The sequence below is a fragment of the Microbispora sp. CA-102843 genome, assembly GCF_050936215.1.
Lineage (GTDB): Bacteria > Actinomycetota > Actinomycetes > Streptosporangiales > Streptosporangiaceae > Microbispora.
Genome location: NZ_JBNJNF010000001.1, coordinates 3,696,129 through 3,720,277, shown reverse-complemented (window position 1 = coordinate 3,720,277; position 24,149 = coordinate 3,696,129). Strand labels below are relative to the sequence as shown.

The 24,149-nt window shown below is 72.0% G+C and carries 21 protein-coding genes; 9 read left to right on the top strand and 12 right to left on the bottom strand.

Features of this window, described 5'->3' with window-relative positions; all coding sequences use genetic code 11:
* Positions 1 to 104 precede the first annotated feature (104 nt).
* Entirely contained in the window at positions 105 to 2,372 is a 2,268-nt protein-coding gene (locus ACQEVJ_RS17410; RefSeq protein WP_433112804.1) for a DUF222 domain-containing protein, read from the bottom strand.
* A 574-nt stretch (positions 2,373 to 2,946) separates the two neighbouring features.
* Here ACQEVJ_RS17410 and ACQEVJ_RS17405 point away from each other — a divergent pair.
* Complete coding sequence (locus ACQEVJ_RS17405) at positions 2,947 to 3,714, top strand: PRC-barrel domain-containing protein (protein ID WP_433102144.1); 768 nt, start codon at positions 2,947 to 2,949, stop codon at positions 3,712 to 3,714.
* Between the two features lie 68 nt (positions 3,715 to 3,782).
* Here ACQEVJ_RS17405 and ACQEVJ_RS17400 read toward each other — a convergent pair whose 3' ends face one another.
* The 4 genes from ACQEVJ_RS17400 to ACQEVJ_RS17385 form a co-directional block, all read right to left on the bottom strand.
* Positions 3,783 to 4,301, bottom strand: a complete 519-nt coding sequence (locus ACQEVJ_RS17400) for an FxsA family protein (RefSeq protein ID WP_433102142.1) — start codon at positions 4,299 to 4,301, stop codon at positions 3,783 to 3,785.
* 77 nt (positions 4,302 to 4,378) lie between these two features.
* Positions 4,379 to 5,122, bottom strand: coding sequence for a polyprenol monophosphomannose synthase (locus ACQEVJ_RS17395; RefSeq protein ID WP_433102140.1), 744 nt, complete (start codon positions 5,120 to 5,122; stop codon positions 4,379 to 4,381).
* Positions 5,122 to 6,678 (bottom strand): apolipoprotein N-acyltransferase, encoded by a 1,557-nt coding sequence (gene lnt / locus ACQEVJ_RS17390; RefSeq protein WP_433102138.1) that lies wholly within the window; start codon positions 6,676 to 6,678, stop codon positions 5,122 to 5,124. The genes ACQEVJ_RS17395 and lnt overlap by 1 nt, the downstream gene beginning before the upstream one ends.
* 467 nt (positions 6,679 to 7,145) lie before the next feature.
* A complete protein-coding gene (locus ACQEVJ_RS17385) occupies positions 7,146 to 9,428 on the bottom strand; it encodes a HelD family protein (RefSeq protein WP_433102136.1) in 2,283 nt (760 codons plus the stop codon).
* 192 nt (positions 9,429 to 9,620) lie between these two features.
* On the opposite strand from ACQEVJ_RS17385, the gene ACQEVJ_RS17380 reads away from it, so the two are divergent.
* Genes ACQEVJ_RS17380 through ACQEVJ_RS17355 form a run of 6 tightly spaced genes read left to right on the top strand, consistent with a single transcriptional unit; the run spans position 9,621 to position 16,363 of the window.
* Positions 9,621 to 10,838 (top strand): ROK family protein, encoded by a 1,218-nt coding sequence (locus ACQEVJ_RS17380; RefSeq protein ID WP_433102134.1) that lies wholly within the window; start codon positions 9,621 to 9,623, stop codon positions 10,836 to 10,838.
* Between the two features lie 40 nt (positions 10,839 to 10,878).
* A complete protein-coding gene (locus ACQEVJ_RS17375) occupies positions 10,879 to 12,216 on the top strand; it encodes an ABC transporter substrate-binding protein (protein WP_433102132.1) in 1,338 nt (445 codons plus the stop codon).
* A gap of 4 nt (positions 12,217 to 12,220) precedes the next feature.
* Complete coding sequence (locus tag ACQEVJ_RS17370) at positions 12,221 to 13,177, top strand: carbohydrate ABC transporter permease (protein WP_433102130.1); 957 nt, start codon at positions 12,221 to 12,223, stop codon at positions 13,175 to 13,177.
* Positions 13,178 to 13,206: 29 nt separating this feature from the next.
* Positions 13,207 to 14,034, top strand: a complete 828-nt coding sequence (locus ACQEVJ_RS17365; protein WP_433102128.1) for a carbohydrate ABC transporter permease — start codon at positions 13,207 to 13,209, stop codon at positions 14,032 to 14,034.
* Positions 14,031 to 15,293, top strand: coding sequence for a 6-phospho-beta-glucosidase (locus ACQEVJ_RS17360; RefSeq protein WP_433102126.1), 1,263 nt, complete (start codon positions 14,031 to 14,033; stop codon positions 15,291 to 15,293). Before ACQEVJ_RS17365 ends, ACQEVJ_RS17360 begins: the two co-directional genes overlap by 4 nt.
* Before the next feature lie 53 nt (positions 15,294 to 15,346).
* A complete protein-coding gene (locus ACQEVJ_RS17355) occupies positions 15,347 to 16,363 on the top strand; it encodes an N-acetylglucosamine kinase (RefSeq protein ID WP_433102124.1) in 1,017 nt (338 codons plus the stop codon).
* On the opposite strand, the gene ACQEVJ_RS17350 is transcribed toward ACQEVJ_RS17355, so the two are convergent.
* Positions 16,309 to 16,782: an Lrp/AsnC family transcriptional regulator gene (locus ACQEVJ_RS17350; protein WP_030507112.1), complete on the bottom strand. Its 474-nt coding sequence runs from the start codon at positions 16,780 to 16,782 to the stop codon at positions 16,309 to 16,311. The two genes, ACQEVJ_RS17355 and ACQEVJ_RS17350, sit on opposite strands and share 55 nt — an antisense overlap.
* 138 nt (positions 16,783 to 16,920) lie before the next feature.
* Here ACQEVJ_RS17350 and ACQEVJ_RS17345 point away from each other — a divergent pair, with 138 nt between their 5' ends.
* Positions 16,921 to 17,199, top strand: a complete 279-nt coding sequence (locus ACQEVJ_RS17345; RefSeq protein ID WP_433102122.1) for a hypothetical protein — start codon at positions 16,921 to 16,923, stop codon at positions 17,197 to 17,199.
* Positions 17,199 to 18,248, top strand: a complete 1,050-nt coding sequence (locus ACQEVJ_RS17340; protein WP_433102120.1) for a DUF6745 domain-containing protein — start codon at positions 17,199 to 17,201, stop codon at positions 18,246 to 18,248. The genes ACQEVJ_RS17345 and ACQEVJ_RS17340 overlap by 1 nt, the downstream gene beginning before the upstream one ends.
* On the opposite strand, the gene ACQEVJ_RS17335 is transcribed toward ACQEVJ_RS17340, so the two are convergent.
* The 6 genes from ACQEVJ_RS17335 to ACQEVJ_RS17310 are packed head-to-tail and all read right to left on the bottom strand — an operon-like array spanning position 18,224 to position 24,104.
* On the bottom strand, positions 18,224 to 19,099 hold the full coding sequence (locus ACQEVJ_RS17335) for an STM4011 family radical SAM protein (RefSeq protein ID WP_433102118.1): 876 nt from the start codon (positions 19,097 to 19,099) through the stop codon (positions 18,224 to 18,226). The genes ACQEVJ_RS17340 and ACQEVJ_RS17335 overlap by 25 nt on opposite strands.
* Positions 19,093 to 20,361, bottom strand: a complete 1,269-nt coding sequence (locus ACQEVJ_RS17330) for an STM4012 family radical SAM protein (protein WP_433102116.1) — start codon at positions 20,359 to 20,361, stop codon at positions 19,093 to 19,095. Before ACQEVJ_RS17330 ends, ACQEVJ_RS17335 begins: the two co-directional genes overlap by 7 nt.
* The gene (locus ACQEVJ_RS17325) at positions 20,358 to 21,149 is read right to left on the bottom strand and encodes an STM4013/SEN3800 family hydrolase (RefSeq protein WP_433112801.1); all 792 of its coding nucleotides are present in this window, start codon (positions 21,147 to 21,149) and stop codon (positions 20,358 to 20,360) included. Before ACQEVJ_RS17325 ends, ACQEVJ_RS17330 begins: the two co-directional genes overlap by 4 nt.
* A complete protein-coding gene (locus ACQEVJ_RS17320; protein ID WP_433102114.1) occupies positions 21,146 to 22,195 on the bottom strand; it encodes an STM4014 family protein in 1,050 nt (349 codons plus the stop codon). The genes ACQEVJ_RS17325 and ACQEVJ_RS17320 overlap by 4 nt, the downstream gene beginning before the upstream one ends.
* Positions 22,192 to 23,145 carry an STM4015 family protein gene (locus ACQEVJ_RS17315; RefSeq protein ID WP_433102112.1) on the bottom strand — a complete coding sequence of 318 codons (954 nt, stop codon included), beginning with the start codon at positions 23,143 to 23,145 and terminating at the stop codon, positions 22,192 to 22,194. Before ACQEVJ_RS17315 ends, ACQEVJ_RS17320 begins: the two co-directional genes overlap by 4 nt.
* Positions 23,142 to 24,104 carry an STM4015 family protein gene (locus ACQEVJ_RS17310; RefSeq protein ID WP_433102110.1) on the bottom strand — a complete coding sequence of 321 codons (963 nt, stop codon included), beginning with the start codon at positions 24,102 to 24,104 and terminating at the stop codon, positions 23,142 to 23,144. The genes ACQEVJ_RS17315 and ACQEVJ_RS17310 overlap by 4 nt, the downstream gene beginning before the upstream one ends.
* Between the last annotated feature and the right edge of the window lie 45 nt (positions 24,105 to 24,149).

Genomic DNA, 24,149 nt, shown 5'->3' with positions numbered 1-24,149 from the left:
AGCGACCGGAGCGGCCCGCGCGAGCACCGGCATGCGCCAGCGGGGCGGTGCCTGCCAGTGCTGCCAGTGCCTGCCGGTGCCGCCCGCCCCACCTGTGGCGCGGCTCATGTCCCCGGTTCATGTCCGGGTTCACATCTGGGTTCATGCCTGGATTCATGTCGGGGTCGCCGGGCTCTGATGGGGTTGTGGTAGGTGAAGGCCCAGCGGTCGGTGCCGGTCTTGTGGCGGATGTAGCGGTCGGGGTGGCGGTAGCGGTCGCGGTTGTGGAACTGGCAGGCGGGGCCGAGCAGCTTCAGGTCGGTCAGGCCGCCGGTGCTCCAGTTGTCGGCGTGGTCGATCTGGCACATGGTGGCGGGCAGGGGGCAGCCGTCGATCCAGCAGGTGGCGTAGCGGGCGAAGACGGCCCGCCGCTGGGCGGGGGTGGCCAGGCGGACCTTGCGGCCCATGTCCAGCACCTGCCCCTCGGCGTCCATCACCAGACGCACCAGCGCGGAGGTGCGGGCCAGCCGGTGCACGCCGGAGACCGGCAGCATCTGCCCGGTCGCCAGCAACAACCCCGGCGCCGCCCCCAGCAACGGCCCTGGAGCCGTCCCCGGCGCTGTTCCCGGCGGCGTCCCAGGTATCCCGCCCGGCCACCACCGCGCCCCGCCGCCACGCCCGCACGCGCCCCGGCCACTTGCCGCGTCCTGCCCATGCCGGCACTCCCCCGCGGGCCGATGCCCGGCGTGGGCGTGATGTCCAAGTGGATCCTCGGGAGGGGGATCCGGCTGCGCTGTGTGCGGACGCGCACTACCGCCGCCAGGAGACCGAAAGTCGGCCGCCTGGTCAGTCCGCTCAGGGCCGGTGACCTTCCCCTCACCAGGGGCACTGCCCTCATCCTCAGCAGGGGCGTTGTCCTCCCCCGCCGCAGCGGCGCAGTCCTCACTTTCTGTGAGCGCGGTGTCGTCGCCCTCGGTAGAGGTCGTGCTCGCGGTATCGCGCGACCCGCGCCCACTGGCCCGCTGTTTACCGGCCTCGGAGCCGCTGGCCTCCTCATCGCGGAGACCGGTGGTGGCATGGTCGGCGCTCTCGGCAGCGGCGTCCGCGGCTACATCGGCCCCGGCATCTGCCTCGGCCTCGGCATCGCCGGGGCCAGTGGCGGTGTCGGCGGTGCCCGCGTCGCTGGTGTCGTCGGCGCTTCCGGTGTCGTTGGGGGCGTAGTCGCCGGTGATGTCGGCGTCGTTGGGGTCGGTGTCGCTGGGGCCGGTGTCTTCCGGGTGGTCGGGGTGGTCGGTGACGGGGTCGGCGGGGAGGGATTCGGCGTTGACCAGGACCAGGAGTTCGGTGGCGATCTTCTGCTCCAGGAACGCGATGAACGCATCCGCGTTACGCACCCGCAGCGGCCGGTCATCCCCCTCCGCAAGAGGCTTGGCGTAGGCGTCCAACAACGTGCGCAGCCGGGCGGCGGCCTCACGCGGCAGGTAGAACTCCCCTTCCAGCCCACCGCCCCCGGTGGGCCGGACCCTCAGGAAACGCCGCCCGTAGTCGGCCTGCTCATCACGCTCTTCCCCGTCGGGGTCGAGCACTGCGCGCAGGTAGCGGCCGGCCTTGGCCACCTCCGCCGGGCCCGCCTTGCCCGCCAGCTCCAGCAAAATCGGCTCAGCCAGCCCGGCCTGCTCGTCGCTCAACTGCGCGGTGGCGGTACAGATCGCCTCCACCACCCCCGCCGCCAACTGCCCGGCGGCGAACCTCTCCCGCACCCGCGGCAGGCGGCCCAACTCCACGGCCAAGGTCAGCAGGCGACCGGCGCCGGGGACACTCATCCCCCCGGCGGTACGCAACCAGCTGCGGGTGGAGGCATGCCCATGCTGCCTGCCCTGCCCCGCACGATGCACCCGCCCGACGCGATCCGCCAACGCGCACGTGATCCGATCCCGCGCGAACATCAAATCCTCGGCCTCGGCCAAGCAGACGTCCACATCCTCCGGAAGCGGCGTCAGCGCCCACGCCTGCGCCGACTCCCGCAACGACGGCACCAGCACCCACGACGACCGGGCCCGGCGATCACCCGCACCCGCGCCGTCGGCGCTCCGGGCACCACCGCCAGTGCCGCCAGTACCGCCAGCGGCGGCACCTGCGGCACCTGTGGCACCAGCGCTGTCGGCACCGGTGGACGCACCAGCACGTGAGGTCGCAGATATGCGGTTTTCGGCAGCGGCCTTTTGACGCAGTCGCACTTGCCTGAGGAGGCATTTCCATCTTCGCGCGACACGTGGATCCCGACCCGGCTCGCCGAAAAGTCCCCGAGCGTACTCGCCGCCGGAGGGCGCGCTTCCAGACGGCCAAAGGGGCGAGCGGGCAGTCAGCCGCTCCCAACCGTTCTCACCAGGCATGTTCGAACGGCTGAGGCGGTCAGGATCGATGAGCGGCGACTCCATGACACCCCCTCACACTCATTCGAAAACCTGTATGAATTCTTTCACGCGCTGCTCACCCGGCTCAAGCGCGGAGCCGAATTAAATGGAGCCACAGGAAGAACTCAAATTCTGGGCATAAGCCACCTTTCACCCGCCCACGCGAAATACAAAGCGGGCCCCGCATCGCCGGGCATAGCCGGGCCTCCTCGGCATGCTCGTGCGGCAGCAGACCCTCGGCCCGGAAGGCGGTGGACTCGTGGCAACCCGGCGAGCGCCTCGCGCGGCCTGCGGGCGCCGAGCCGGTAGGGGCGGCAGGGGCCGCTGTCCCGCCGCGGCAGGCCGAAGAGGCTCCTGCCCCGGCTGGACCACGCCGATGATTTCCGCGGTAGCAGTGGGCACCGCGTTGCAGGTCTTCACCTGCGACGATGCCCGATGCCCCGGCGTAGCTGCAGTGGCATGGCAGGGGCGAATTCCGGAAAAGGTGGTTTCCGTTCTCCCATCGGCGGTAGCGCAGTAAGGGACCGACCAAGCGAGAGACAAGGAGAAGCACGTGATCACTCACGAGCAGATCCCCATGATGCTCGACAACCCGGTCTACGACCTCAACGGCGACAAGATCGGCGATGTCGGACAGGTCTTCCTGGACGACGCGACGGGACGGCCGAAGTGGCTCTGCGTCAAGACGGGACTCCTCCACACCAAGGAGACTTTCGTCCCGCTGCACGACGCGAGCCTGACGGCCGGTCATGTCGAGGTCCCGTACGACAAGGAGCATGTCAAGAACGCGCCCGACGTGGACCTGGACGCCGACGGACACCTGTCGGGCGCGCAGGAGCGTGAGCTCTACCGCCACTACGACATGGACTGGGAAGCCGCCTGGGAACGCGCCAACCAGCCGGACAACCTGACCGGCTGGGCCGACAGCGGCGGGCGGCGCGAACGCGAACGCCTGGGGACGGGCCTCGGCGACCCCGCGGACTACGCCGTGACCCGCGGCGGGGAGCGGTACGGCACCGACGACCCCTCGCTCGGCTCCAGGGACCGACTGGACGCCGAAATCCCCGGTACGCGCCCGGGTGAGCCGCTGGCGCCCCGGGGCCCCGAGACGCGGTCCGAGGAACTGTTCGGCGGCGGCGATCCCTCGCGCACGTCGAGCGAGCGGTACGGCACCGAGGACCCGGCGGCCCGGTCACAGGAGCGGTTCGGCACCGGTGATCCGGCGACGCGGGCCGGTGACCGGTTCGTGATCGACCCGGACGCCCGTGATCAGGACATCCGTCGCCGGGACATCCACGACCCGGACGAGCCGCGCCTGTAACCAGGAACCCCCAGTCCCGTTGCCCCGGTGTGCCTCCGCCGCCGGGGCAACGGCATGCCCGGCCGCTTTCAGGCGTCGTCGATGACCTCACCGTGCACCACGCGGCCGCGGCGCGCTCCGGCGGGCCCGCCGGAACCACCCGCGCCGCCGAAGCCCGCCGCCCCATCGAATCCCGCAGTCCCGTCGAAGAGCGGCGCGTACGGCGAGCGGGCGGCGAGCGAGCGCACGCGGCGGCCGAGGAACCACGACAGCCAGCGCCGGGCGATCGGCCGGGTGAACGGCAGGATCATGAAAAATCCGAACACGTCGCTCAGGAAGCCGGGGGCCACCAGGAGGGCGCCGCCGGCGACGATCAGTGCCCCGTCGGTGAGTTCCCGGTCGGGCATGCGCCCCGACTCGATGGCCGTGCGCAGCGCCGCCCACGCCCGCCGCCCTTCACGGCGCACCAGCCAGGCGCCGAGGATGCTGTCGGCGATGAGCAGGGCGACCGTCTCCCACCCGCCGATGACGGACCCCACCCGGATCAGAAACCAGATCTCCAGGACGGGAACCAGAAGGAACCCGAGGAACAGCCCGATCCGTACCATGTCTTGCCCCACTCACCCCGGCACTCGTACGTCTGCGTCAACGTCCTCGCGGCCGCTGGGGTTCCTGTGGATCGTGCCTATCGCCTCGGGCGAAACCGATCAGCGAACCCGGTGACCCCCCAGACGGCGATGCGCCAGAAGGCCTCAAAGATGATCTTCCGGCTCATCTTGCTGCTGCCCACGGTGCGCTCGACGAACGTGATCGGGATCTCGGTCACCCGCAGGCCCTGTCGTACGGTGCGGAGCGTGAGGTCCACCTGGAAGCAGTAGCCCTGCGACTCGACGTCGTCCAGCCCGATCTTCTCCAGGGTGGCCGCGCGGTAGGCCCGGAAGCCCGCCGTGGCGTCGCGCACCGGGATGCCGAGCACCAGCCGGACGTAGGTGTTGGCCCCCCGGGACAGCAGCTCGCGTGAGAACGGCCAGTTGACGGTCTTGCCGCCGGGCACCCACCGGGAGCCGATCGCCAGGTCGGCGCCGTCGGTCACCGCGTCGAGCAGCTTGTGCAGCTCCTCGGGCTGGTGGGAGCCGTCGGCGTCCATCTCCACCAGCACGTCGTAGCCCTCGGCCAGGCCCCACCGGAATCCGGCGATGTAGGCGGCGCCCAGCCCCTGCTTGCTCGTCCTGTGCAGGACGTGGACGTGGTCGTCCGCCTCCGCCAGTTCGTCGGCGATCCGGCCGGTGCCGTCGGGGCTGTTGTCGTCGGCCACGAGCAGGTGCACGTCGGGCAGCGCCTCACGCAGCCGCCGCGTGATCAACGGGAGGTTCTCCCGCTCGTTGTACGTGGGGACGATCACGAGCACCCGCCCTGGGGTCCGCTCCATCAGGTTCTCCTCCGCCCAGAGATGGCCGCCACCGTCGCTCCGGCTCCCATGAGTACCATGATCCACTCCGGCAGCGCACCTAGCTCCGCCGCCACCGTGTTCTTCGTCCTGACGGGGACGTCCAGGACGTTCATCCCCGCCACCAGCTCGCCGGTACGCCATCCGACCCGGCCGTCGGGGCCGACGTACGCGGAGATGCCCGTGGTCGCCGCGGTGACCACGGCCCGGTTGAACTCCACCGCGCGCAACTGCGACATCGCGAGCTGCTGAGGCGGCAGGTTCGTGAGCGCGTAGCTGGCGTTGTTCGTCTGCACCACCAGCGGCGTGCCGCCGGCCAGCACCGTGTCACGCACCGTGCTGTCGAACGCCACCTCGTAGCACTCCACGGTGCCGATCGTCACCGGCCCCATCCGCAGCGCTCCCGGCTTGTCCCCGGGGACCGACTGCCGGCCGACGAGCTGGGCCCGCGACGACAGCGCCAGGAACAGCTCCTTGAACGGGGTGTACTCGCCGAACGGCACCAGCCGCCGCTTGTCGTAGTACGCGCCGGGGCCGGTGACCGGGTCCCAGACCACGCCGCGGGTGGCTCGGTTCTCGGCGCCGATCTTGACCACCGCGCCGACGAGGATCGGCACGCCGATGTCCTTCGCGGCGGAGTCGATCAGCTCCCGGGCGTACGCGCTGGAGTAGGGATCGATGTCGGTGGAGTTCTCCGGCCACACCACGATGTCGGGCCGCTGGAGCTTCCCCGCGCGAACGGCCTCGGCCATCCGGTGCGTCTCGTCCGCGTGGTTGCGCAGCACGACGGCGGGCTCGTCGCCGAGAAAGTACATCCCCCGCCCAGGGACGTTGCCCTGGATGACACCGATCCGCACTGTCCTGCCCTCGTCGCCGGGCCGGGGCACGACCAGCCCCAGCACCGGTACGGCTATCGCGGCGAGGAGCGTCCCGGCAACCACCCGGTCGGGCCGCCACCTCGGCGGACGCCGTGTGACCAGCGCGGCGAGCAGGACCCCCGTGAGGGCGACCGTGAAACTTACAAGCGGGGCGCCGCCCAGCGCGGCGAAGCCGGTGTACGGCGACTCGCCCTGGCTGAAGGCCAGCCGCGCCCAGGGGAAGCCCCCGACGGGGAACAGCCCCCGGGCGCACTCCTGCACGACCCACAGGCAGGCCACCCACAGCGGCCACAGGCGCAGCCGCATGACGAGGACGGCCAGACAGGCCAGCGCCGCCCAGAACAGGCTCTCGATGCCCGACAGGGCCAGCCAGGCGTCGTCCCCGATCGGGCGGACCCAGGCCAGCGTCGGCAGGAGGAACGCCAGCCCCCCGGCGTACCCGATCCACGCGGCCCGGCGCGGCCGGGTGCCGTACAACGCGAGGGCGAGCAGCGCCACGCCCACCGGCGCGCAGAACCACCACCCGATGGGCGGGAAGGCGAGGTAGAGCACCAGGCCGCCCGCGACAGAGGCGGCGAGGCGGATCAGCCCGCCCGGCACGCGCGGCTTGGGCGCCGCGGCGGCGGGCGGGGCCGCGTCCTGAGCCGTCTCTAGTGCCACGGGACAGTCTCTCCTCGCGTGTCGATGGGTCCCGACTCAAAAAATCATTCCAGGTCAGGGTCGCAGACGGCGGCGCAGGCCGCCAAACCGGCCTCAGCCACTGTACGGCGGCGGTGAGGGCGGCGAGGAGGAGAAAGGAAGGGAAGAAGGCCCGGGCGGCCCTTCGGACCGGTTCCGTCCCGTCGGCGGCGGGCGCGGAGCTCCGTTGTCTACTGGGTGCCCGGGCCCCTCCTGGGTCCAACCCCCCGGCCGGATGGGGTGCCCCGCCTCGGCGGGACGCCGCCCTGCGCCTGGTGTGCTGACGGAGTCACGCTCCGTCATCGACGCAGAGGTCAGCGGCGCCATAGAGCGGCCAACCGGTCAGTCCCGTGCTGGACTGCGCAGCAAACTACCGACCTCAGCGCAGATGTCAACCGCGTCCCGATCAGCGGAAATACCACATTTCCGCAGGTAGGAGCGGTGCCCGTTCAGTGCCGTTCCAGACCGTTCAGGACCTCGGGGAGTTCCTCCATGTGGACGACGCCGAGGCGGCTGGTGGCCCTGGTGAGGGCGACGTAGAGGTCGCTGGGGCCGCGCGGGGACTCCCGCAGGATCCGGCCGGGCTCGACCACGATCACCGAGTCGAACTCCAGCCCCTTGGCCTCGGCCACCGACAGCACCGCCACGGGTGCGTCCAGCGCGGCCGGGCCGGGCCCGGTGGCCGCGCCGGGCACGGCGGCCCGGACGATCGTCCCGATCTCCTCGGTCATTCCCGCCGGGGCGATGACCACGAGGCGGCCCTCGCCGACGACCTCGGCCGCGACCACCGGGCCCGCCTCCGCCAGGGTGGCGACCCGCAACGCCCATGGCCGCTCGCCCGTCTCCCGCACCGACTCCGGCGCCTTCAGGCCGGAGCCGACCAGTTCGAGCACGCGGGCGGCGACCTCCATCAGCTCGGCGGGGGTCCGGTAGTTGACGCTGAGGTGCTCCTCGCGCCAGCGGCCCGCGACGTACGGGTCGAGGACCCGGGCCCAGCTCGCCGCGCCCGCGGCCGACCCGGTCTGCGCGATGTCGCCGACGATCGTCATCGACCGGCCGGGGATGCGCCGCATGACCATCCGCCAGGCCATCTCGGACAGCTCCTGGGCCTCGTCCACGATCACGTGGCCGAAGGCCCACGTGCGATCCCTGGCGGCCCGCTCGGCCGTGGTGAGATAGACCTCCTCGGCCTGGTGCCGTTCGGCGAAGCGCTCGGCGTCCATGATGTCGGCCAGGCCGGTCAGCTCCAGCACCTCGCGGGCGTAGGCGATGCGCTCCTCGCGCTCCTGCTCGGCGCGGCGCGCCGCCCGCAGCACCCCCTCGTCGATGTCCCCCAGCAGCTCGGCGGCCTCGTCGAGCAGCGGCACGTCGGCCGCGCTCCACCAGTTCTCCCCCTGCTTCGGCGGCTCGCGCAGCAGCAGGTCGCGCTCCGGCGCGCCCAGCCCTGCCGCCGCCATCCGGCCGCGGTCGGTGAACAGGCCGATCAGCAGCTGCTGCGGCGTCAGGTAGGGCCACAGCCGGTTGAGCGCCACCCGCACCGGCTCCTCGGTGCGCAGGTCTTCGCGCAGGTCGGCGAAGTCGGCGTCGTCGAGCGTGCCGCGGCCCAGGTGCCGGGCCGCCTGCCGGGTCAGCGCGGTCAGCAGGTGCCGTACGAAGACCGCCCTGGCCTGGTTGTGCGGACGGCGGGAGCGACCGGCCTTCGACCGGGCCGCCTCCAGCGTCTGCCGGTCGAGCTTCAGCGTGAACTTGTCGAGCTTGATCTCCACGGCCGTGCGCGGCGTCCGCTGGCGCTCCCGTACGGCTCGCGTGATCACGTCGGCCATCGCGATCCGGCCCTTGACCGCGGCGGCCTCGGGAGACTCCTCCCGGGTCGCGGTGACGCCCGGGTAGAGCTCGCCCACAGTGGACAGCACCACGTCGGTCTCGCCGAGGGACGGCAGCACCTGCTCGATGTAGCGCATGAAGGTCGGGTTGGGCCCGAGGATCAGCACGCCCCGGCGTTCCAGCCGCTCGCGGTAGGTGTAGAGAAGGTAGGCCGCGCGGTGCAGGGCCACCACGGTCTTGCCGGTGCCCGGGCCGCCCTGGACGACGAGCACGCCGTTCAGGTCGCTTCGGATGATCTTGTCCTGCTCGGCCTGGATGGTGGCCACGATGTCGCGCATGCGGCCGGTGCGCTTCTCGCCGAGCGCGGCCAGCAGCGCCGCCTCGCCGTTGAGCGAGGCCCGGTCGGCGTCGGTGAGGCTGTCGAGGTCGAGCAGGTCGTCGTCGATCGCGGTGACCCTGCGGCCCCGCGTGTGCAGGTGGCGCCGCCGGGTGACGCCCATCGGGGCGGCCGGGGTGGCCCGGTAGAACGGCTGAGCCACCGGGGCCCGCCAGTCGATCAGCAGCCGGTGCTGGTCGTCGTCCGACAGGCCGATGCGGCCGATGTACAGCCGGCCGGCGTCGGCCCGGCTCTCTTCCGCCCGGCTCTCTTCCGCCCGGCTCTCTTCCGCAAGGTCGAGCCGCCCGAAGCACAGGCCGTTCTCCACCGCCCACAGGCGGGCCAGGCGCTGGGTGTACATGACGGCGAAGTTGTCGCGCTCCGAGCGGTTCTGGTGGGTGCCGAAGGCCCCCTGGGCCAGCACGGCGTCGAGCTGCCCGCGCGTGCGCTCCCGCAGCACGTCGAGGCGCTCGTACAGCGCGGCGACGTACTTCTGCTCCCGGGCCAGCTCGCCCGTCGAAGACTCTGGCATAGGCCGCCAGATTCTACGTGCCGTTCTGCTCTTCTCCCGCATCGGCCGCGTCCGGTAACAGGCGCGGTCACAGATGGATCTCGGCGCGGACCACGCTCTTGACGGCGCTCGCGCCCGTTCGTACGGTCGCAGCCATAGTTAGGAAACTTTCCTAACGCGCCCAGTTCTTGAATGTGCTCTGCCGGAGGACCGATGACCAGGCCGATCGCGGGTACGCCGAGCCTGCTGCGCGCGATCAACGACCGCGCCGCGCTGATGGTCCTGCTCGAACGCGGCCCGCTGACCCGGCCCGAGCTGGGGGCGCTCACCGGCCTGTCCAAGCCGACCGCCTCCCAGCTGCTGGCCCGTCTCCAGGAGGCCGGCCTGGTCGTCCTGGACGGCATCCGCGAGGGCCTGCCGGGCCGTACGGCCGAGCTGTACCGGATCAACCCCCGTGCGGCGCACGTCGCGGCGCTGGACGTCAGGCCGGCACGCATCGTCGTGGAGGTCGCGGACGTCACCGGGGCGGTCGTCGCCGAGCACCGCCTGGCCACCCCCGGGCGTACCGGCGGCGACGTGGTGGAGCGGGTCCGGGCCGCGCTCGCGGGGGCGTGCGGCCCGGCCGAGCTCGACCCGGCGGAGCTGAGCCGGGTGGTCGTCGGCATCGGCGGCGCCGTCGATCCCTCGACGGGCAGGCTCGGCTACGCCGCGCACATCCCGGGCTGGCACATCCCCGACCTGATCGGGACTCTCCGCGACGGGCTCGGCGTGCCGATCGACGTGGAGAACGACGTCAACCTCGTCGCCCAGGCCGAACGCTCCAGGGGCAGCGCCCGGGGCCACCAGGACTACGTGCTGCTGTGGGCCGACGAGGGCATCGGCGCGGCCCTCGTCATCGGCGGCCGCCTCCATCGCGGGGCGACCGGCGGCGCGGGCGAGGTGGGCTACATGCCCGTGGTCGGCGCTCCAACCGCCCGTGACGTCGGCAGGCGGGCCAACCACGGGTTCCAGGCGCTGTCGGGCGGCCCGGCGGTGCTCGCCCTCCTACGGGCGCACGGCGTGCGCGGCTCCACGCCGGCCGGCGCCGTCCGCAACGCGGTCGCCGTGGCAGGACGCGGCGGCCCGGACGGCGAGAGCGCGCGCGACGCCCTCCGCGACCTCGCCGGCCGCCTCGCGCTTGGGCTGGCCGCGATCACGGCAGTGGTCGATCCCCAGATCGTCGTGCTGTCCGGCGGCGTGCTGCTCGCCGGCGGCGAGGTCCTGCGGGAGGCGGTCGAGCGGGAGCTGCACGCGCTGACCATCCCCAGGCCCCGCGTGCTGCTGTCCACCCTGGAGGGCAATCCCGTCCTCGCCGGGGCCCTCGACCTCGCGCTCGGCGCCGTACGCGAGGAGCTGTTCGGCGCGGTGAACCGCCGCGACCCCTCCTCCTGACCCCCTTCCACTAGGTTCACGCACTAGGGAGGCACCCCCCATGAAACGCCTTCTGGTCCTGTCCGCCACACTGTCCGCCACGGCCGGGCTGGCCGCGCTCACCGCCTGTACGGCCGGCACCGAGAGCGGGCCGCCCAAGGTGGCCCAGAGCGGGGCGAGCCACGACCCGGTCACCATCGAGTTCTGGCACGGCTTCAGCGCCGACAACGAGCTCAAGGCCTTCGACGAGACCCTCGCCGGCTTCCAGAAGAAGTTCCCCTGGATCACGGTCAAGCCGACCAAGGCCATCCAGGACGACCAGATCCTCCAGTCCGTGCGCGGCGGCAACCCGCCCGACGTGGCCCTGTCGTTCACCACCGACAGCGTCGCCGAGTTCTGCAAGGCCGGGATCTTCCAGGACCTCAACCCCTACCTGAAGGCGAGCGGCATCGACCCGGCGTCGCTGTTCCCGAAGGTGATCGCCGAATACACGCAGTATCAGGGCAAGCGCTGCGTGATGCCCATGCTCGCCGACGTGTACGGCCTCTACTACAACAAGACGCTCATGAAGGGCCACCAGCCCCCGAAGACGATGAGCGAGCTGGCCGACCTCGCCAAGAAGCTGACGGTCAAGGACGACAAGGGCGACATCAAGGTCGCCGGGTTCGTCCCGATCAGCCAGATGTACGAGAACGCCCCGATCCACACCGGCGTGATGGTCGGCGGAAAGTGGACCAACCCCGACGGCACCTCGGCCATCGGCTCCGACCCGCAGTGGAAGAAGCTGATGACCTGGCAGAAGGACCTCAGCGACTGGTACGGCTACGACAAGCTCGAGAAGTTCCGCAAGAGCTTCGGCGACGAGTGGTCGGCCGAGAACCCGTTCAACACGGGCAAGGTCGCCATGGCCGTCGACGGCGAGTGGCGCACGGCCATGCTCGCCGCAGACGCCCCGGACCTCGACTACGGCACCGCGCCGCTGCCTGTGGCCGACGACCAGCCGCAGCGGTACGGCGCGGGCTTCATCACCGGCACCGTCATCGGCATCCCGCGCGGCGCCAAGCACCCGGAGGCCGCCTGGGAGCTGGTGAAATACCTCACCACCGACACCGGCACGCTGGTGACGCTGTCGAACGCGATCAGGAACGTGCCGAGCACGCTGCCCGCGCTCCAGTCGCCGGACCTCAAGAAGGACCCGAACTTCCAGACCTTCCTCGACGTGTTCGCCAACCCCAACAGCACGACGCTGCCGGCCCACATCAACTCCGTCTTCAACCAGCAGACGCTGCAGGAGGCGCAGATCAAGTGGGAGTCGGGCCGCGCGTCCGACCTGGACGCGCTGCTCGCCGAGGTCGACAAGAAGATCGACGAGAAGCTCAAGCTGACGGCGGGCGGCTGAGCCGATGGCCACGACGGCGCTGCGCCACGCGAATCTCCGCCGTGGGAATCGGCTCAGCCGGGGAAACCTGAGGGCCCTGCTCTACCTGTCCCCCTGGCTCGCCGGGTTCGCGATCTTCTTCGTCTACCCGCTGGTGTCCACGGTCTACTTCTCCTTCCAGCGGTACGACCTGTTCACCCTGGAGCCGGTAGGACTGCTCAACTGGGAGTACTTCCTCAAGGACCAGGCGGCGTGGACGGCGATCCGCAACACGCTGTGGCTCGTCGTGGTGATGGTCCCGCTGCGGGTGCTGTTCGGCCTCGGCGTCGCCCAGTTGGTGACCCGGCTGAAGGCCGGCGCCGGGGTCTACCGCACGATCTTCTACCTGCCGGCCCTGGTGCCGCTGGTGGCCGGGACGCTGGGGTTCGTGTTCCTGCTCAACCCCGGCACCGGACCCGTGCAGGCGATCCTGTCGGCCGTCGGGCTGCCCGCGCCGGACTGGTTCGGCGACCCGGCGTGGTCGAAGTGGGGGCTGACCCTCCTCGGCCTGTGGTCGGTCGGCGACCTGATGGTCATCTTCATGGCCGCCCTGCTCGACGTGCCGAAACAGCTCTACGAGGCCGCCGCGATCGACGGCGCGAACGGCTGGCGGCAGTTCACGTCGATCACGTTGCCGGTGATCCGGCCGGTGCTGATGTTCGCCCTCGTCACCGGGGTGATCCAGACGCTGCAGTACTTCACCCAGGCCGAGGTCGCCGCGCGGGTCGCCTCGGGAGCGACCGACTCGGCCGGGTCGGTCTTCACCCCCGGCTACCCCGACCAGTCCACGCTGATGTTCCCCCAGTGGCTGTTCCAACAGGGCTTCCGCGACTTCGCGATGGGCTACGCCTGCGTGCTCGCGCTGGTGCTGTTCGCCGTCTCGATGGTGTTCACGGTGGTCCTGTTGCGGCAGTTCCGCGGCCTCGGTGAGGAGGACGCATGACGAGGCGCACAGTGCTTATGAGACGCACGGTGCTTACGAGAGCCACAGTGCTGCTGTGGATCGCGCAGCACGCGCTGGCCATCGCGCTCGCGCTGATGTTCCTCGGCCCCCTGGTGTTCATCACGCTCACGGCCCTGATGAGCGACCGGCAGGCGCTCACCTCCGAGCTATGGCCGCACACCTGGAACTGGGGCAACTTCGCCGAGATCTTCGAGAAGGCGCCGCTGCTGACCTGGATCCGCAACACGCTGCTCTACTCGGTGCTCGCCACCGCGTTCATGCTGGTGTCGTCGATCCCCGTGGCGTACGCGCTGGCGCGGTTCCGCTTCCCCGGCCGCCGGCTGGCGCTTCTGCTCGTGATCACCATGATGATGCTGCCGCCGCAGGTCGTGGCGGTGCCGATCTACCTGATCTGGGCCCGCTTCCACCTGACCGGCACGCTGTGGCCGCTGATCCTGCCGATGCTGCTCGGCGACGCCTTCTCGATCTTCCTGCTCCGCCAGTTCCTCGTGACGATCCCGCGCGAGTACTCCGACGCGGCGAGGGTCGACGGATGCGGCGAGTTCCGCACGCTCATCCGGGTGATCCTGCCGATGGCCCGGCCGGCCATCGCCGCCGTCGCGCTCTTCCAGTTCTTCTACTGCTGGAACGACTACTACGGACCCCTGCTGTACGCGGGGACCGACCTGGACAACTGGACGCTGTCGCTGGGGCTGGCGGCGTTCCGGTCGGTGCACCGCGTGCAGTGGAACCTCACGATGGCCGCCACGCTGCTGGCCATGGCCCCGGTGATCATCGTGTTCTTCTTCGCCCAGAAGGTCTTCATCGAGGGCGTCAAGCTGACGGGAGTCAAATGAAGCTGGCCGTTGTCGGGGGCGGTTCCACGTACACGCCGGAGCTGATCGACGGTTTCGCCCGCCTGCGCGGGGAACTGCCGCTGTCGGAGATCGCGCTCGTCGACCCCGACAAGCGAAGGCTCGCCACGGTCGCCGGGATGGCCCGGCGGATGCTCGCCCGCGCCGGGCACCCGGCCGCGCTGACCACCGCCACCCGTGTGGAGGACGGCGTGGCCGGGGCCGCGGCGGTGCTGCTGCAACTGCGCGTCGGCGGCCAGGCCGCCAGGAACGTCGACGAGACCCTGCCGCTGGAGTGCGGTTGCGTCGGGCAGGAGACCACGGGCGCCGGGGGCCTCGCCAAGGCCCTGCGGACCGTGCCGGTGGTGCTCGACATCGCCGAGAAGGTGCGCACGCACGCGCCCGGCGCGTGGATCGTGGACTTCACCAACCCCGTCGGCATCGTCACCCGGGCGCTGCTCGACGCCGGGCACCGGACCATCGGGCTGTGCAACGTGGCGATCGGGTTCCAGCGCCGCTTCGCCGCCCTCCTCGGCGTGGTCCCCGAGCGGATCACGCTCGGCCACGTCGGGCTCAACCACCTCACCTGGGAGCGGTCCGTCCTGCTCGACGGCGTCGACGTGCTGCCCCGCCTGCTCGACGAGCACGGCGAGGGCATCGCCGAGGCCGTCGGCCTGCCGGCCGGCCTGGTCCGCCACCTGCGCGCCGTCCCGTCGTACTACCTGCGGTACTTCTACGAGCACGACCGCGCGGTGGCCGAGCAGCGGACCTCGCCGTCGCGGGCGGCCGAGGTGGCGGCGATGGAGTCGGCGCTGCTGGAGATGTACGCCGACCCGGCCGTGGACACCAAGCCCGACCTGCTGAACAGGCGCGGCGGCGCCTTCTACTCGGAGGCCGCCGTCGCCCTGGTCGCCTCGCTCATGGGCGACCGCGGGGACGTGCAGGTCGTCAACACCCGCAACAACGGCACGCTGCCGTTCCTGGACGACGACGCGGTGATCGAGGTCCCGGCCGCCGTGGGGGCCGCCGGGGCCGTCCCGCTGCCCGTCGATCCCGTGGAGCCGCTGTATCGGGGCCTGATCGCCCACGTGTCGGCGTACGAGTCGCTCGCCCTGGAGGCGGCCCTGCACGGCGGCGAGGACCGCGTCAGGGACGCCCTGCTGGCCCATCCGCTGGTCGGCCAGGCGTCCCTCGCGGACGACCTCGCCGCGCGCCTCGTGGAGGCCAACCGCGCCTTCCTGCCGTGGGCGGTGGCGCGGTGACCCACTCCCGCACGGTTCTGGGGCGCACGGTTCTGAATCGCACGGTTCTGGCGGTGGACGGCGGCAACAGCAAGACCGACGTCGCCCTCGTCCGCGAGGACGGCACGGTGCTCGCCACCGCGCGCGGGCCCGCGTTCCTGCCGCAGAGCGCCGGGGCCGCCGCCGCCGTCGACGTGATCGGCCGCACCGTACTGCGGGCCCTCGCCGACGAGACCGCGGCGCCGCCGTACGCCGACCACGTCGCGGCGTACGTCGCGGGTGCGGACCTGCCGGTCGAGGAGGAGCTGCTGCGGGCCGAACTGCTGGCCCGCGGTTACGGCGCCGAGGTCGCCGTGGGCAACGACACCTTCGCCCTGCTGCGGGCCGGGTCGGGCACGGGATGGGGCGTGGCCGTCGTCTGCGGCGCCGGCATCAACGCGGTGGGCGTCTCCCCCGCCGGGCAGGTCGCCCGATTCCCCGCGCTCGGCCGCCTCAGCGGCGACTGGGGCGGCGGGCACCACCTGGGCGAGGAGGCCCTCTGGCACGCCGTGCGCGCCGAGGACGGCCGCGGCCCCGCGACCGCGCTGACCGACGTCGTACGCGCCTGCTTCGGCACCGGGACGGTCGAGGAGGCCGTCGTCGGGCTGCACTTCGGCGACCTGTCCGCCGACCGGCTGCACGCCCTCGTGCCGCCCCTGCTGGCCGCGGCCGCGGACGGCGACGCCATCGCCGGGTCGCTGGTGGAACGGCAGGCCGAGGAGATCGCGCTGCTCGGCGTCGTCGCCATGCGGCGGCTCGGCCTGCTCTCCACGCCCTGCGAGGTCGTGCTCGGCGGCGGCGTGCTGACCGCCCGGCACCCCCTGCTGACGTCGCTGGTCGAGCGGCACTATGCCGAACGCGCGCCGCTCGCCCGGCTCGTCGTCGCCGACGTGCCGCCGATCGTGGGCGCCGCCCTGCTCGGCCTCGACCGCCTCGGCGCGCCCCCCGAGGCGTACGCCCGGGTGCGCGCGCACTTCCTCCAGGAGGGGGACGGCGCTCAGCCCTCGGCGGCGTCCTCTTCCGGTTCCTTCTCGATCACCGGGGAGCGGTAGTCGTACGGCGTGCTGAGGACGACGGTCGTGCGCGTGCTGACGTTGGCCGAGGCGCGGATCTGCTGAAGGAGCTCCTCCAGTGCCAGGGGGGAGGCGACGCGGACCTTGAGAATGTAACTTTCATCGCCCGCGACGCTGTGGCACGCCTCGATGGCGGTCAGATGGCTCAGCCGTTCCGGCGCGTCGTCCGGCGCGGAGGGGTCGATCGGCTTGATCGAGACGAACGCGGTCATCGGAAGACCGATCTCGTCGTAGTCCACGAGGGCGGCGTATCCGCGGATGACGCCACGCTTTTCCAGCCTGCGTACCCGCTGGTGCACTGCGGAGACCGACAGCCCGGTCTCCTTGGCCAGATCGGTGAAGCTCATCCGGCCGTCAGTCGCCAGCAGGGTGACGATTCGGCGATCGATCTCCTCCACCCCAGCAACGGTAGCGCCGCCCCAGACTGTCTCGTCCCGAAGCCACCGAAATGCCACGTTCCCAGAAATGTCAGTGGGCACGGCTAGCTTGCGATCACTGCCGAGACCGGAGGTCTACTGATGTACCGACAGGGAGACGTGTTGATCGTGCCCGTGGCGGAGGAGTCGGTGCCGCGCGGGCTGCGCCCGGTGCCGCGCGACCCGCGCGGGAGGCTGGTGCTCGCGGAGGGCGAGGCGACCGGGCACTGCCACGCGATCCCCGGCCCGGGAACGCTGTACCCCGGGTTCCTGCACCTGCCCGGCGGCGGACGCCTCGTCCACGAGGAGCATGACCCGATCTCGCTGCCGAAGGGGTGGTTCCGGGTGATCCGCCAGCGAGAGTACGTGCCCGGCTCGTTCCGGACGGTTGCCGACTGATGGGCCGACTGATGGAGACCCTGACCTGGGAGCGGGTGGCCTTCGCCACCGGCGAGGGAGACCACGACGAGGCGTCGGCGGGGGTGCGGCTGGCCTACCGCGAGGCGGGCCTGCCCGAGCCGGAGGTGATCGTACGGCTGGCTTCCCCCGCCGCCGGGGCGATCGCGGCGGTGTGGCTGCTCGGCACCGAGGAGGTCCGGGCGGCGATGGAGGAGATCGGCTTCGGGCGGCTGCGGGCCCTCGACGGCGTCGACCCCGGGGTCTCGGTGCGATACGAGGTCCGCACCGTGCCCTGGGAGAGCGCCAGGGCGGAGGCGAGCGCCGCACTCGGCCCCGCCGGCTGGGCCGGGTTGTGGGAGGAGACGGGCGGCCGGCTGTGGCCGCGGGTCGACCGTCTGGTCACCGAGATCCGCAGGGCCATCGGCGACCTCGGCGGCGACGTGCTGCGGCAGGCGACGCTCGACGCGGTGCTCGGCCAGCACGACGCGCCCTGGCTGTCGGCCTTCGAGGGCCTGGAGGGGCTCAAGCGGGTCGCGCGGCACGCGGGCTGGTGGTGGCCGTACGAGCGGGTCGCGATCGTCACCGACCGTCCGGCGGAGCTGCACCTGGACGACATGGGGCGGCTGCACCGGGCTGAGGGCCCTGCCCTGTCGTACGCCGACGGCTTCGCGCTGCACGCCTGGCACGGGATGCCCGTCCCTGCGGGGTTCGGCGCGACCATGGCCGCGCTGACCTCTGAGCGCATCCGCGCGGAGGAGAACGCGGAGCTGCGCCGGGTCATGCTGGAGCACTTCGGCCTCGACCGATACCTCGCCGAGTCGGGCGCCACACCCCGGCACTCCGACGAGACCGGCGTCCTGTGGCGGATCGACCTGCCGGGGGACGAGCCGGTGGTGATGGTCGAGGTAATCAACTCGACGCCCGAGCCGGACGGCACCCGGCGCACCTACTTCCTGCGGGTCCCGCCGTGGGTGACCAGGGCACGCGAGGGGGTGGCCTGGACCTTCGGCGTAGGCGAGGAGGACTACCACCCCGAGCGCGAGACCTGATCCCAGGCCGCATCCCAGGCGGCATCCCAGGCGGCGGGGACGCGTTCCAGCACGCCTCCCGCGAAGACGTCGTAGAGGCCGAGGGGCTCCAGGTGGACGTACCCGATGTGGCAGTCGCAGACGGGCAGCGGGCAGGCGCGGGGCCGCAGGGCGGGCCGGTAGGAGCCGTCGTAGAGGTTGCCGAGGACCTCCGGCACGAAGTGGCAGCGCCTGACCGTCCCGTCGCCGTCCACCGAGATCACGCTGTCCCCGGTCCGGCACGGCAGGCCCAGGCTGCGGTGCGCGTGCCGGCTGTAGCCGAACAGCGGGTCGACGGCCGTCCAGTCCGCGGCCTCCGCGTCGCTGTAGACCCGGCCCTCCTGCGCGTTGACCCACAGGTAGGTCTCGGGCGGCAGGTCGGCCCTGAGCCTGCGGGCGTCCGCCAGATGCGCGGGGTCGCCGACGATGCCGACGCTGTGCCGCACGGGCAGGGAGCGGACCTTGGGCAGGAACCGCTCGTAGGGCACCTGGGTGGGGTGGTAGGTCACCCACAGCGCCGCCCGGTCCGACGCCTCGGTGAGCCAGCCGGTGCGGCAGCTCAGGTTCGTCTGGATGGCCACCCTCCGCACGTTGCCGAGCCAGGACAGCCGCACCAGCGCCTCGCGATACCAGGACCGCACCAGCCCCTCACCCCACGGGGTGAACAGCACCGAGATCTCGGCGTCCTGGGCCGCCACCCATGCCGTGAACCGCTCCAGGGCGGCCCGGTCGGCGCGCAGTTGTTCCGGGGTGTCCCTGCGCTTGGCGAACGGGCAGTAGCCGCAGTCGTAGTCGCAGCTCGCCAGCGGACCCCGGTAGAGGATGGTCAGCACGCAGCGTATCCCTCCATGAGCGCCCTGACGCGCGGCGAGAACAGCGCGGGGCCGATGGCGTCGGAGTGGGCGAGCCCGTCGGGGGTCGGGCGCACGGTGGACGCGTCCGCCGTCAGCCAGCCGGGGAACCGGTCCAGCAGGGGGAAGTCGTCGAGCACGTCGGTGCCGAACCTGGACCGGTAGAGGTCCCGCGACAGCCCCTCGGTCCGCGGCAGCGACTGGATGAGGTGCCGCCGCCTGCGCTCCTCCTCGTCCAGGGCGAACCCCACGTTGGCCGCGCCGAAGTCGTCGCGCCGCACGTAGTCGTCGATGATCGCCCGCACGTGGCGGGCCCCGACCGCGTACTCGAAGGAGTGGTGCAGGGCGCTCGTGTACGACCGGGCCCCGCAGCCGAGGCCGACCATGCCGTCGGTCTGGCAGCAGTAGTCCGTGGACGCCGTTGTGTCAGGTAGCCGGAACATCCGCATGGACACCTGTTCGTACCCCGCGTCGAGCAGGTGGTCGCGGCCGACGCGGTACAGCTCCATCCGCTGGTCGTCCCAGGCGCGGCCCTGCCTGCCGAGCCCGGTGAGCGGCCGGACGTACAGCGGGTAGAGGTACAGCTCCTCCGGTTTCCACGTCAGCGCGGTGTCCAGCGAGTAGCGCCACGAGTCCGGGGTCTGCCCGTCGATGCCGTAGATCAGGTCGATGTTGAGGGTCGCGATGCCCGACGTGCGGATCGCGTCGAGCGCCGCGTCCACCTCCGCGCGCTTCTGCGGACGCACGGCCGCGCGGGCCTCGGCGTCCACGAAGCTCTGCACGCCGATCGAGATCCGGCTCGCGCCCCGCTCGGCCAGCACGGCGAGACGCTCCGGCGTGGCGGTGGCCGGGGAGGTCTCCACCGACAGCGGGATCTCCCGCAGGTCGACGCCCATCGCGTGCTCGGTGAGGTCGAACAGGCGGGTCAGCTCCCGGGCGTTCAGGTAGGTGGGCGTGCCGCCGCCGAAGGCCGCCGTCGTGAAGCCCGGCTCGTCCAGGGCGGCCCGTACGGCTCTCGCCTGCCGTTCCAGGGCGTCCAGGTAGGCCCCGGTCAGGCCCTCCGGAGCGCCGGTGCGGGTGAACAGGTTGCAGAACCCGCACCGCATCTCACAGAACGGGATGTGGACGTACAGCGCGCCCGCGCGTTCCCCCGCCCAGACCTCGCTCAGGGCCGGGCGCGGGTCGAGCGGCCGGTAGGCGGTCTTGTGCGGATAGGCGTAGACGTATCCCTCGTAAGGCGTCAATCGTGCTCCCCATCGGGATGAACCAGGATGAACTCGGCGTAGGGCACCGTCCAGACGACCTCGTGGCCGACGCGGTGCCCGACGTGCCCGTCCTCGCCGTACGCCGTCCCGTGGTCGGAGCAGACGATGACGAGGCAGGGCCGGCGCATCAGCGCGTACAGCCTGCCGATGTGCCGGTCGACGTATTCGAGCGCGGCCGCGTGGGTGTCCAGGCCGTCCCGGGTCGCGCCGGGAAGGTAGAAGTGGTTGGGCTGGTGCAGCGCCGACACGTTGACGAACAGGAAGACCGGCCGGTCCCGCCGGGCCAGCACCTCCTCGGCGCGGTCGATCTGCCGTTCCAGCGAGTGGGGGTTCGTGACCCCGAAAGCCGGCTCCCAGTGGCTCTCCGCGAACAGCCCCGGCAGGGCCGAGCCCAGCGGGGTCAGCTTGTTGAAGAACCCGACCCCGCCGACGCAGACCGTGTGGTAGCCGGCGCGGGTGAGCCCGGCGGGCAGGTCGGGCGCGTCGAACACCCAGGTGCCCGCCCCGGTCGTCTCGCTGCCGGGGAAGGTCGCGGCGAACAGGCGCGGGTGCGGCCCCGGCGTGACCGGCGTGGGCAGGAACCCCGCGAAGATCGCGGCGTGCGCGGCGTAGGTGAAGCTGCCGGGGCTGTGCCGCCGCTCCCACCTCCGGCCGCCGGGCAGTAGGTTGGGCAGCCGCCCCGCGTCGGCCAGCTCGGCCGCGACGTCGTAGCGGAGCGTGTCGAGGGTGACCAGGAGGATGTCGTGGGTCCCCACGATCTCGTTCATGTCCATGGCCGATCCAGGATCGCCTCGACCTGCTCGGCGTAGGTGTCCCTGCCCTTGCCCGCCAGGTCGCCCAGGCCGGGCAGGAGGTCGCCGAACGCGTTGACCTCCGCCACGGCCACCGACCGCCAGTCGGCTCCGACCATGAGGTCGACACCGGCGCTCAGGCTTCCCGGGAAGCACGCGGAGGTCCGGGCGGCCGCGTCGAGCACCCGCTCCCACAGGCCGGTCCGCGCCCGGACCACGCCGAGATCGCCCCGCACGCCGCCGAGATGCAGGTTGGTGATCGGTGTCCTGCTCGTGCGCATCACCGCGTGGGTCGGGTTCCCGGCCACGGTCACGACGCGCAGGTCGAATGTCCTGCCGCCCGCCGACGCCTTCGGGAACCACCGCTCCACATGGAGCCCGTCGGGGGCGAGCGTCTCGACCAGCGCCTTCACGTCGGCCTCGTCCTCGTAGGAGCGGACCCGCAGCGAGTTGCACAGCGTGCCGCCGATCCACGCCGCCGACGTGAGCGCCTTGACCCGGCCCCCGTGGGCCTGGAAGGCGACCACCCCGGAGGCCGACGAGCCGTGGGCGGGCTTGACGAACACCCGGGCCCAACCCCGCTCGGCCATTTGCTCGCGCAGTTCGCCGTACGAGCCGGCCTCGAAGGCGGGCGGCACCGGCACCCCGGCCGCGGACAGCCGGGCGTGGCAGCGGCGTTTGTCGAACATCACCGCGATCTCCTCGACGTCCCCCAGCAGGCGGACGCCGGGAAGCGCGGCGATCCTCCGCAGCCCCGCCGTGAAGGCGGCGTACCAGGCCGCGCCCCCGCCGACCCTGGTGGGATCCCCCGGTCCGCGCAGCAGCGCGTCGGCCCCCGCGTCCTCGCCCGGCGAGTCGATCCGCACGAGCGTCCCCGGCGGCAGGCCGATCTCGCGTCCGGTCAGCACGTCGCCCCAGGGAACCACCCGCGGCTCGGGCAGCCCCCGGGCGACGACGGCGTCGCGGAACATCGTCACCCGCCGGTCGCCCGGCACCCCGACCACCGCCAGGTGCGGCGTCACTCGCTCACCGCCACGTAGCGCTCGTAGTCCGGCTGCGGCTCGGACAGGTCCACGTCGACATCGGGCAGGGACGCGGCGATCCGGGCCGCCATCGGCCCGCTGAGGTAGTGGTGGTGCAGGTCGAGCCGGCTCAGGTGGGTCAGCGGCTGCCCGGCGAGCAGCGCCTCCGCACCGGCGTCGGTGAGCTCGCCCATCGACAGGCTGAGCTCCTCCAGCCGGGCCACCACGGGGGCGGCGGCCACGGCCGCCGCGATCTCGTCCTGCACCGGGCTGTCGCAGAGGCCGAGCCGCCGCAGCGCGGGCAGCCGCTCCCCCGACAGGATCGGTGCCAGATCGGCGACGGTGTAGTCCCCTCCGTAGTTCTCGACCCCGAGCCACAGCTCCAGGTGCTCCAGCGCCGGAAGGTCACTGGCCCCGACCGCCCGCACCACCTCGGCGGGCAGCCCGCCGCATTCGAACCGCAGCGCCCGCAGCCGCTCGTGCCGTACGGGCCGCAGGGCCAGGCCGTCCGAACCGCGGACGTCGAGCCGCTCCAGGTGCGGGAACGCCTCGATCAGCGGGGTGACATCCCCCTGCTCGATCCAGGAGATCTCGGACAGCTCCGCGCTGACGAACCCCAGGAAGACCGACCGGAGACGGGGCAGCCGGGCCGCGTTGGCGGCCAGGAACGCGGCCACGTCGCGCCCTTCATGAACCAGTACGATCGACTCGATCGCGTCCCCGCCCACCGAGTCGAGCAGGCGCCGAAGTTCCTGCTCGAGTCCCGGCTCTCCCCCATTGCCGGACAGCCCGTTGGTGAGTGCCCACGCGACCGCCGAGGGATCGGCGACCGTCTCTCCCGGCTCCGCCACCGGCCTGCCGGCGAAGAACTGCCCGGTCTCCCACTCCAGGCCGTACAGGTAGAGGTCCTCGTGGACGAAGGTCTCGCCGGGGTCGGGCACGGCCGTCACTCGCTCACCGCCACGTAGCGCCAGATCTCACCCTCGTCCTCCTCGGCCTCCTCCTGTTCCGACAGGTCGACCTCGACGCCCGGCAGCGCCTCGGTCACCCGAGCGACCATCGCGTCGGTGAGGAAGTGGTGGTGCAGGTCGAGCCTGTTCAGGTGGGTCAGCGGCTGCCCGCCGAGCAGGGCCTCGGCACCGGTGTCGGTGAGCATGCCCATCGACAGGGCGAGGGACTCCAGCCGGGCGACGACCGGCGCGGAGGCCACTGCCGCCGCGATCTCGTCCTGGATCTCGCTGTCCTGAAGCCCGAGGTGACGCAGCGCCGGCATCCGCTCCCCGGACAGGATCGGCGCCAGATCGGCGACGGTGGCGTTCCCGCCGTAATTCTCCTCGCCGAGCCACAGGTCCAGGTGCTCCAACGCGGGCAGGTCGCAGGCGCCGATCGCCCGCACCACCTCGGCGGGCAGCCCGCCGGTCTCGAACCGCAGCATCCGCAGCGACCCGTGCGTGACGGGCCGGAGTCTCAGCCCCGAGCCGCCGCGCACCTCCAGCCGCTCCAGCCATGGGAACGCCTCCAGCAGCGGCGTGACGTCGGACTGCTGGATCCAGGAGATCTCCGCCTCGTCCGAGCTGATCGCGCCGACGAAAAGCGAACGGAGCCCGGGAAACCGCGCGGCGTTCTCCGCGAGCAGGCCGACGATCTGCTCCGACGACTTGCCGTAGCAGTCGTTCCACCCGCCGATCACGATCGCCGGCACGGCCGCCGTGTCCACCTGTGTCAGCAACGCGCCGAACGCCTCCGCGATGGGGTAGTCCTCCCCCCACCCGGAGCTGATCCGCACCGCCACCGCGCCCGGGTCGGGAATGTCCTCGGCCTGGTTCGGAGCGACCTCGACCACCGGCAGCCCGGCGTAGGTCTTGTTGTAGCGGTGCTTGTAGCCGAAGTAGGTGTCGTAGGGGATCATGAAATGTCCTTGGCTGGGGGAACCGGCGGGACCGTCCTACCAGAC

Bases quoted from the DNA above. Each gene is read 5' to 3' on its own strand.
- ACQEVJ_RS17410 (WP_433112804.1), bottom strand. From the start codon at position 2,372: ATGCCTGGTGAGAACGGTTGGGAGCGGCTGACTGCCCGCTCGCCCCTT.
- ACQEVJ_RS17400 (WP_433102142.1), bottom strand. From the start codon at position 4,301: ATGGTACGGATCGGGCTGTTCCTCGGGTTCCTTCTGGTTCCCGTCCTG.
- ACQEVJ_RS17395 (WP_433102140.1), bottom strand. From the start codon at position 5,122: ATGGAGCGGACCCCAGGGCGGGTGCTCGTGATCGTCCCCACGTACAAC.
- ACQEVJ_RS17385 (WP_433102136.1), bottom strand. From the start codon at position 9,428: ATGCCAGAGTCTTCGACGGGCGAGCTGGCCCGGGAGCAGAAGTACGTC.
- ACQEVJ_RS17380 (WP_433102134.1), top strand. From the start codon at position 9,621: ATGACCAGGCCGATCGCGGGTACGCCGAGCCTGCTGCGCGCGATCAAC.
- ACQEVJ_RS17375 (WP_433102132.1), top strand. From the start codon at position 10,879: ATGAAACGCCTTCTGGTCCTGTCCGCCACACTGTCCGCCACGGCCGGG.
- ACQEVJ_RS17370 (WP_433102130.1), top strand. From the start codon at position 12,221: ATGGCCACGACGGCGCTGCGCCACGCGAATCTCCGCCGTGGGAATCGG.
- ACQEVJ_RS17360 (WP_433102126.1), top strand. From the start codon at position 14,031: ATGAAGCTGGCCGTTGTCGGGGGCGGTTCCACGTACACGCCGGAGCTG.
- ACQEVJ_RS17340 (WP_433102120.1), top strand. From the start codon at position 17,199: ATGGGCCGACTGATGGAGACCCTGACCTGGGAGCGGGTGGCCTTCGCC.
- ACQEVJ_RS17325 (WP_433112801.1), bottom strand. From the start codon at position 21,149: ATGAACGAGATCGTGGGGACCCACGACATCCTCCTGGTCACCCTCGAC.
- ACQEVJ_RS17310 (WP_433102110.1), bottom strand. From the start codon at position 24,104: ATGATCCCCTACGACACCTACTTCGGCTACAAGCACCGCTACAACAAG.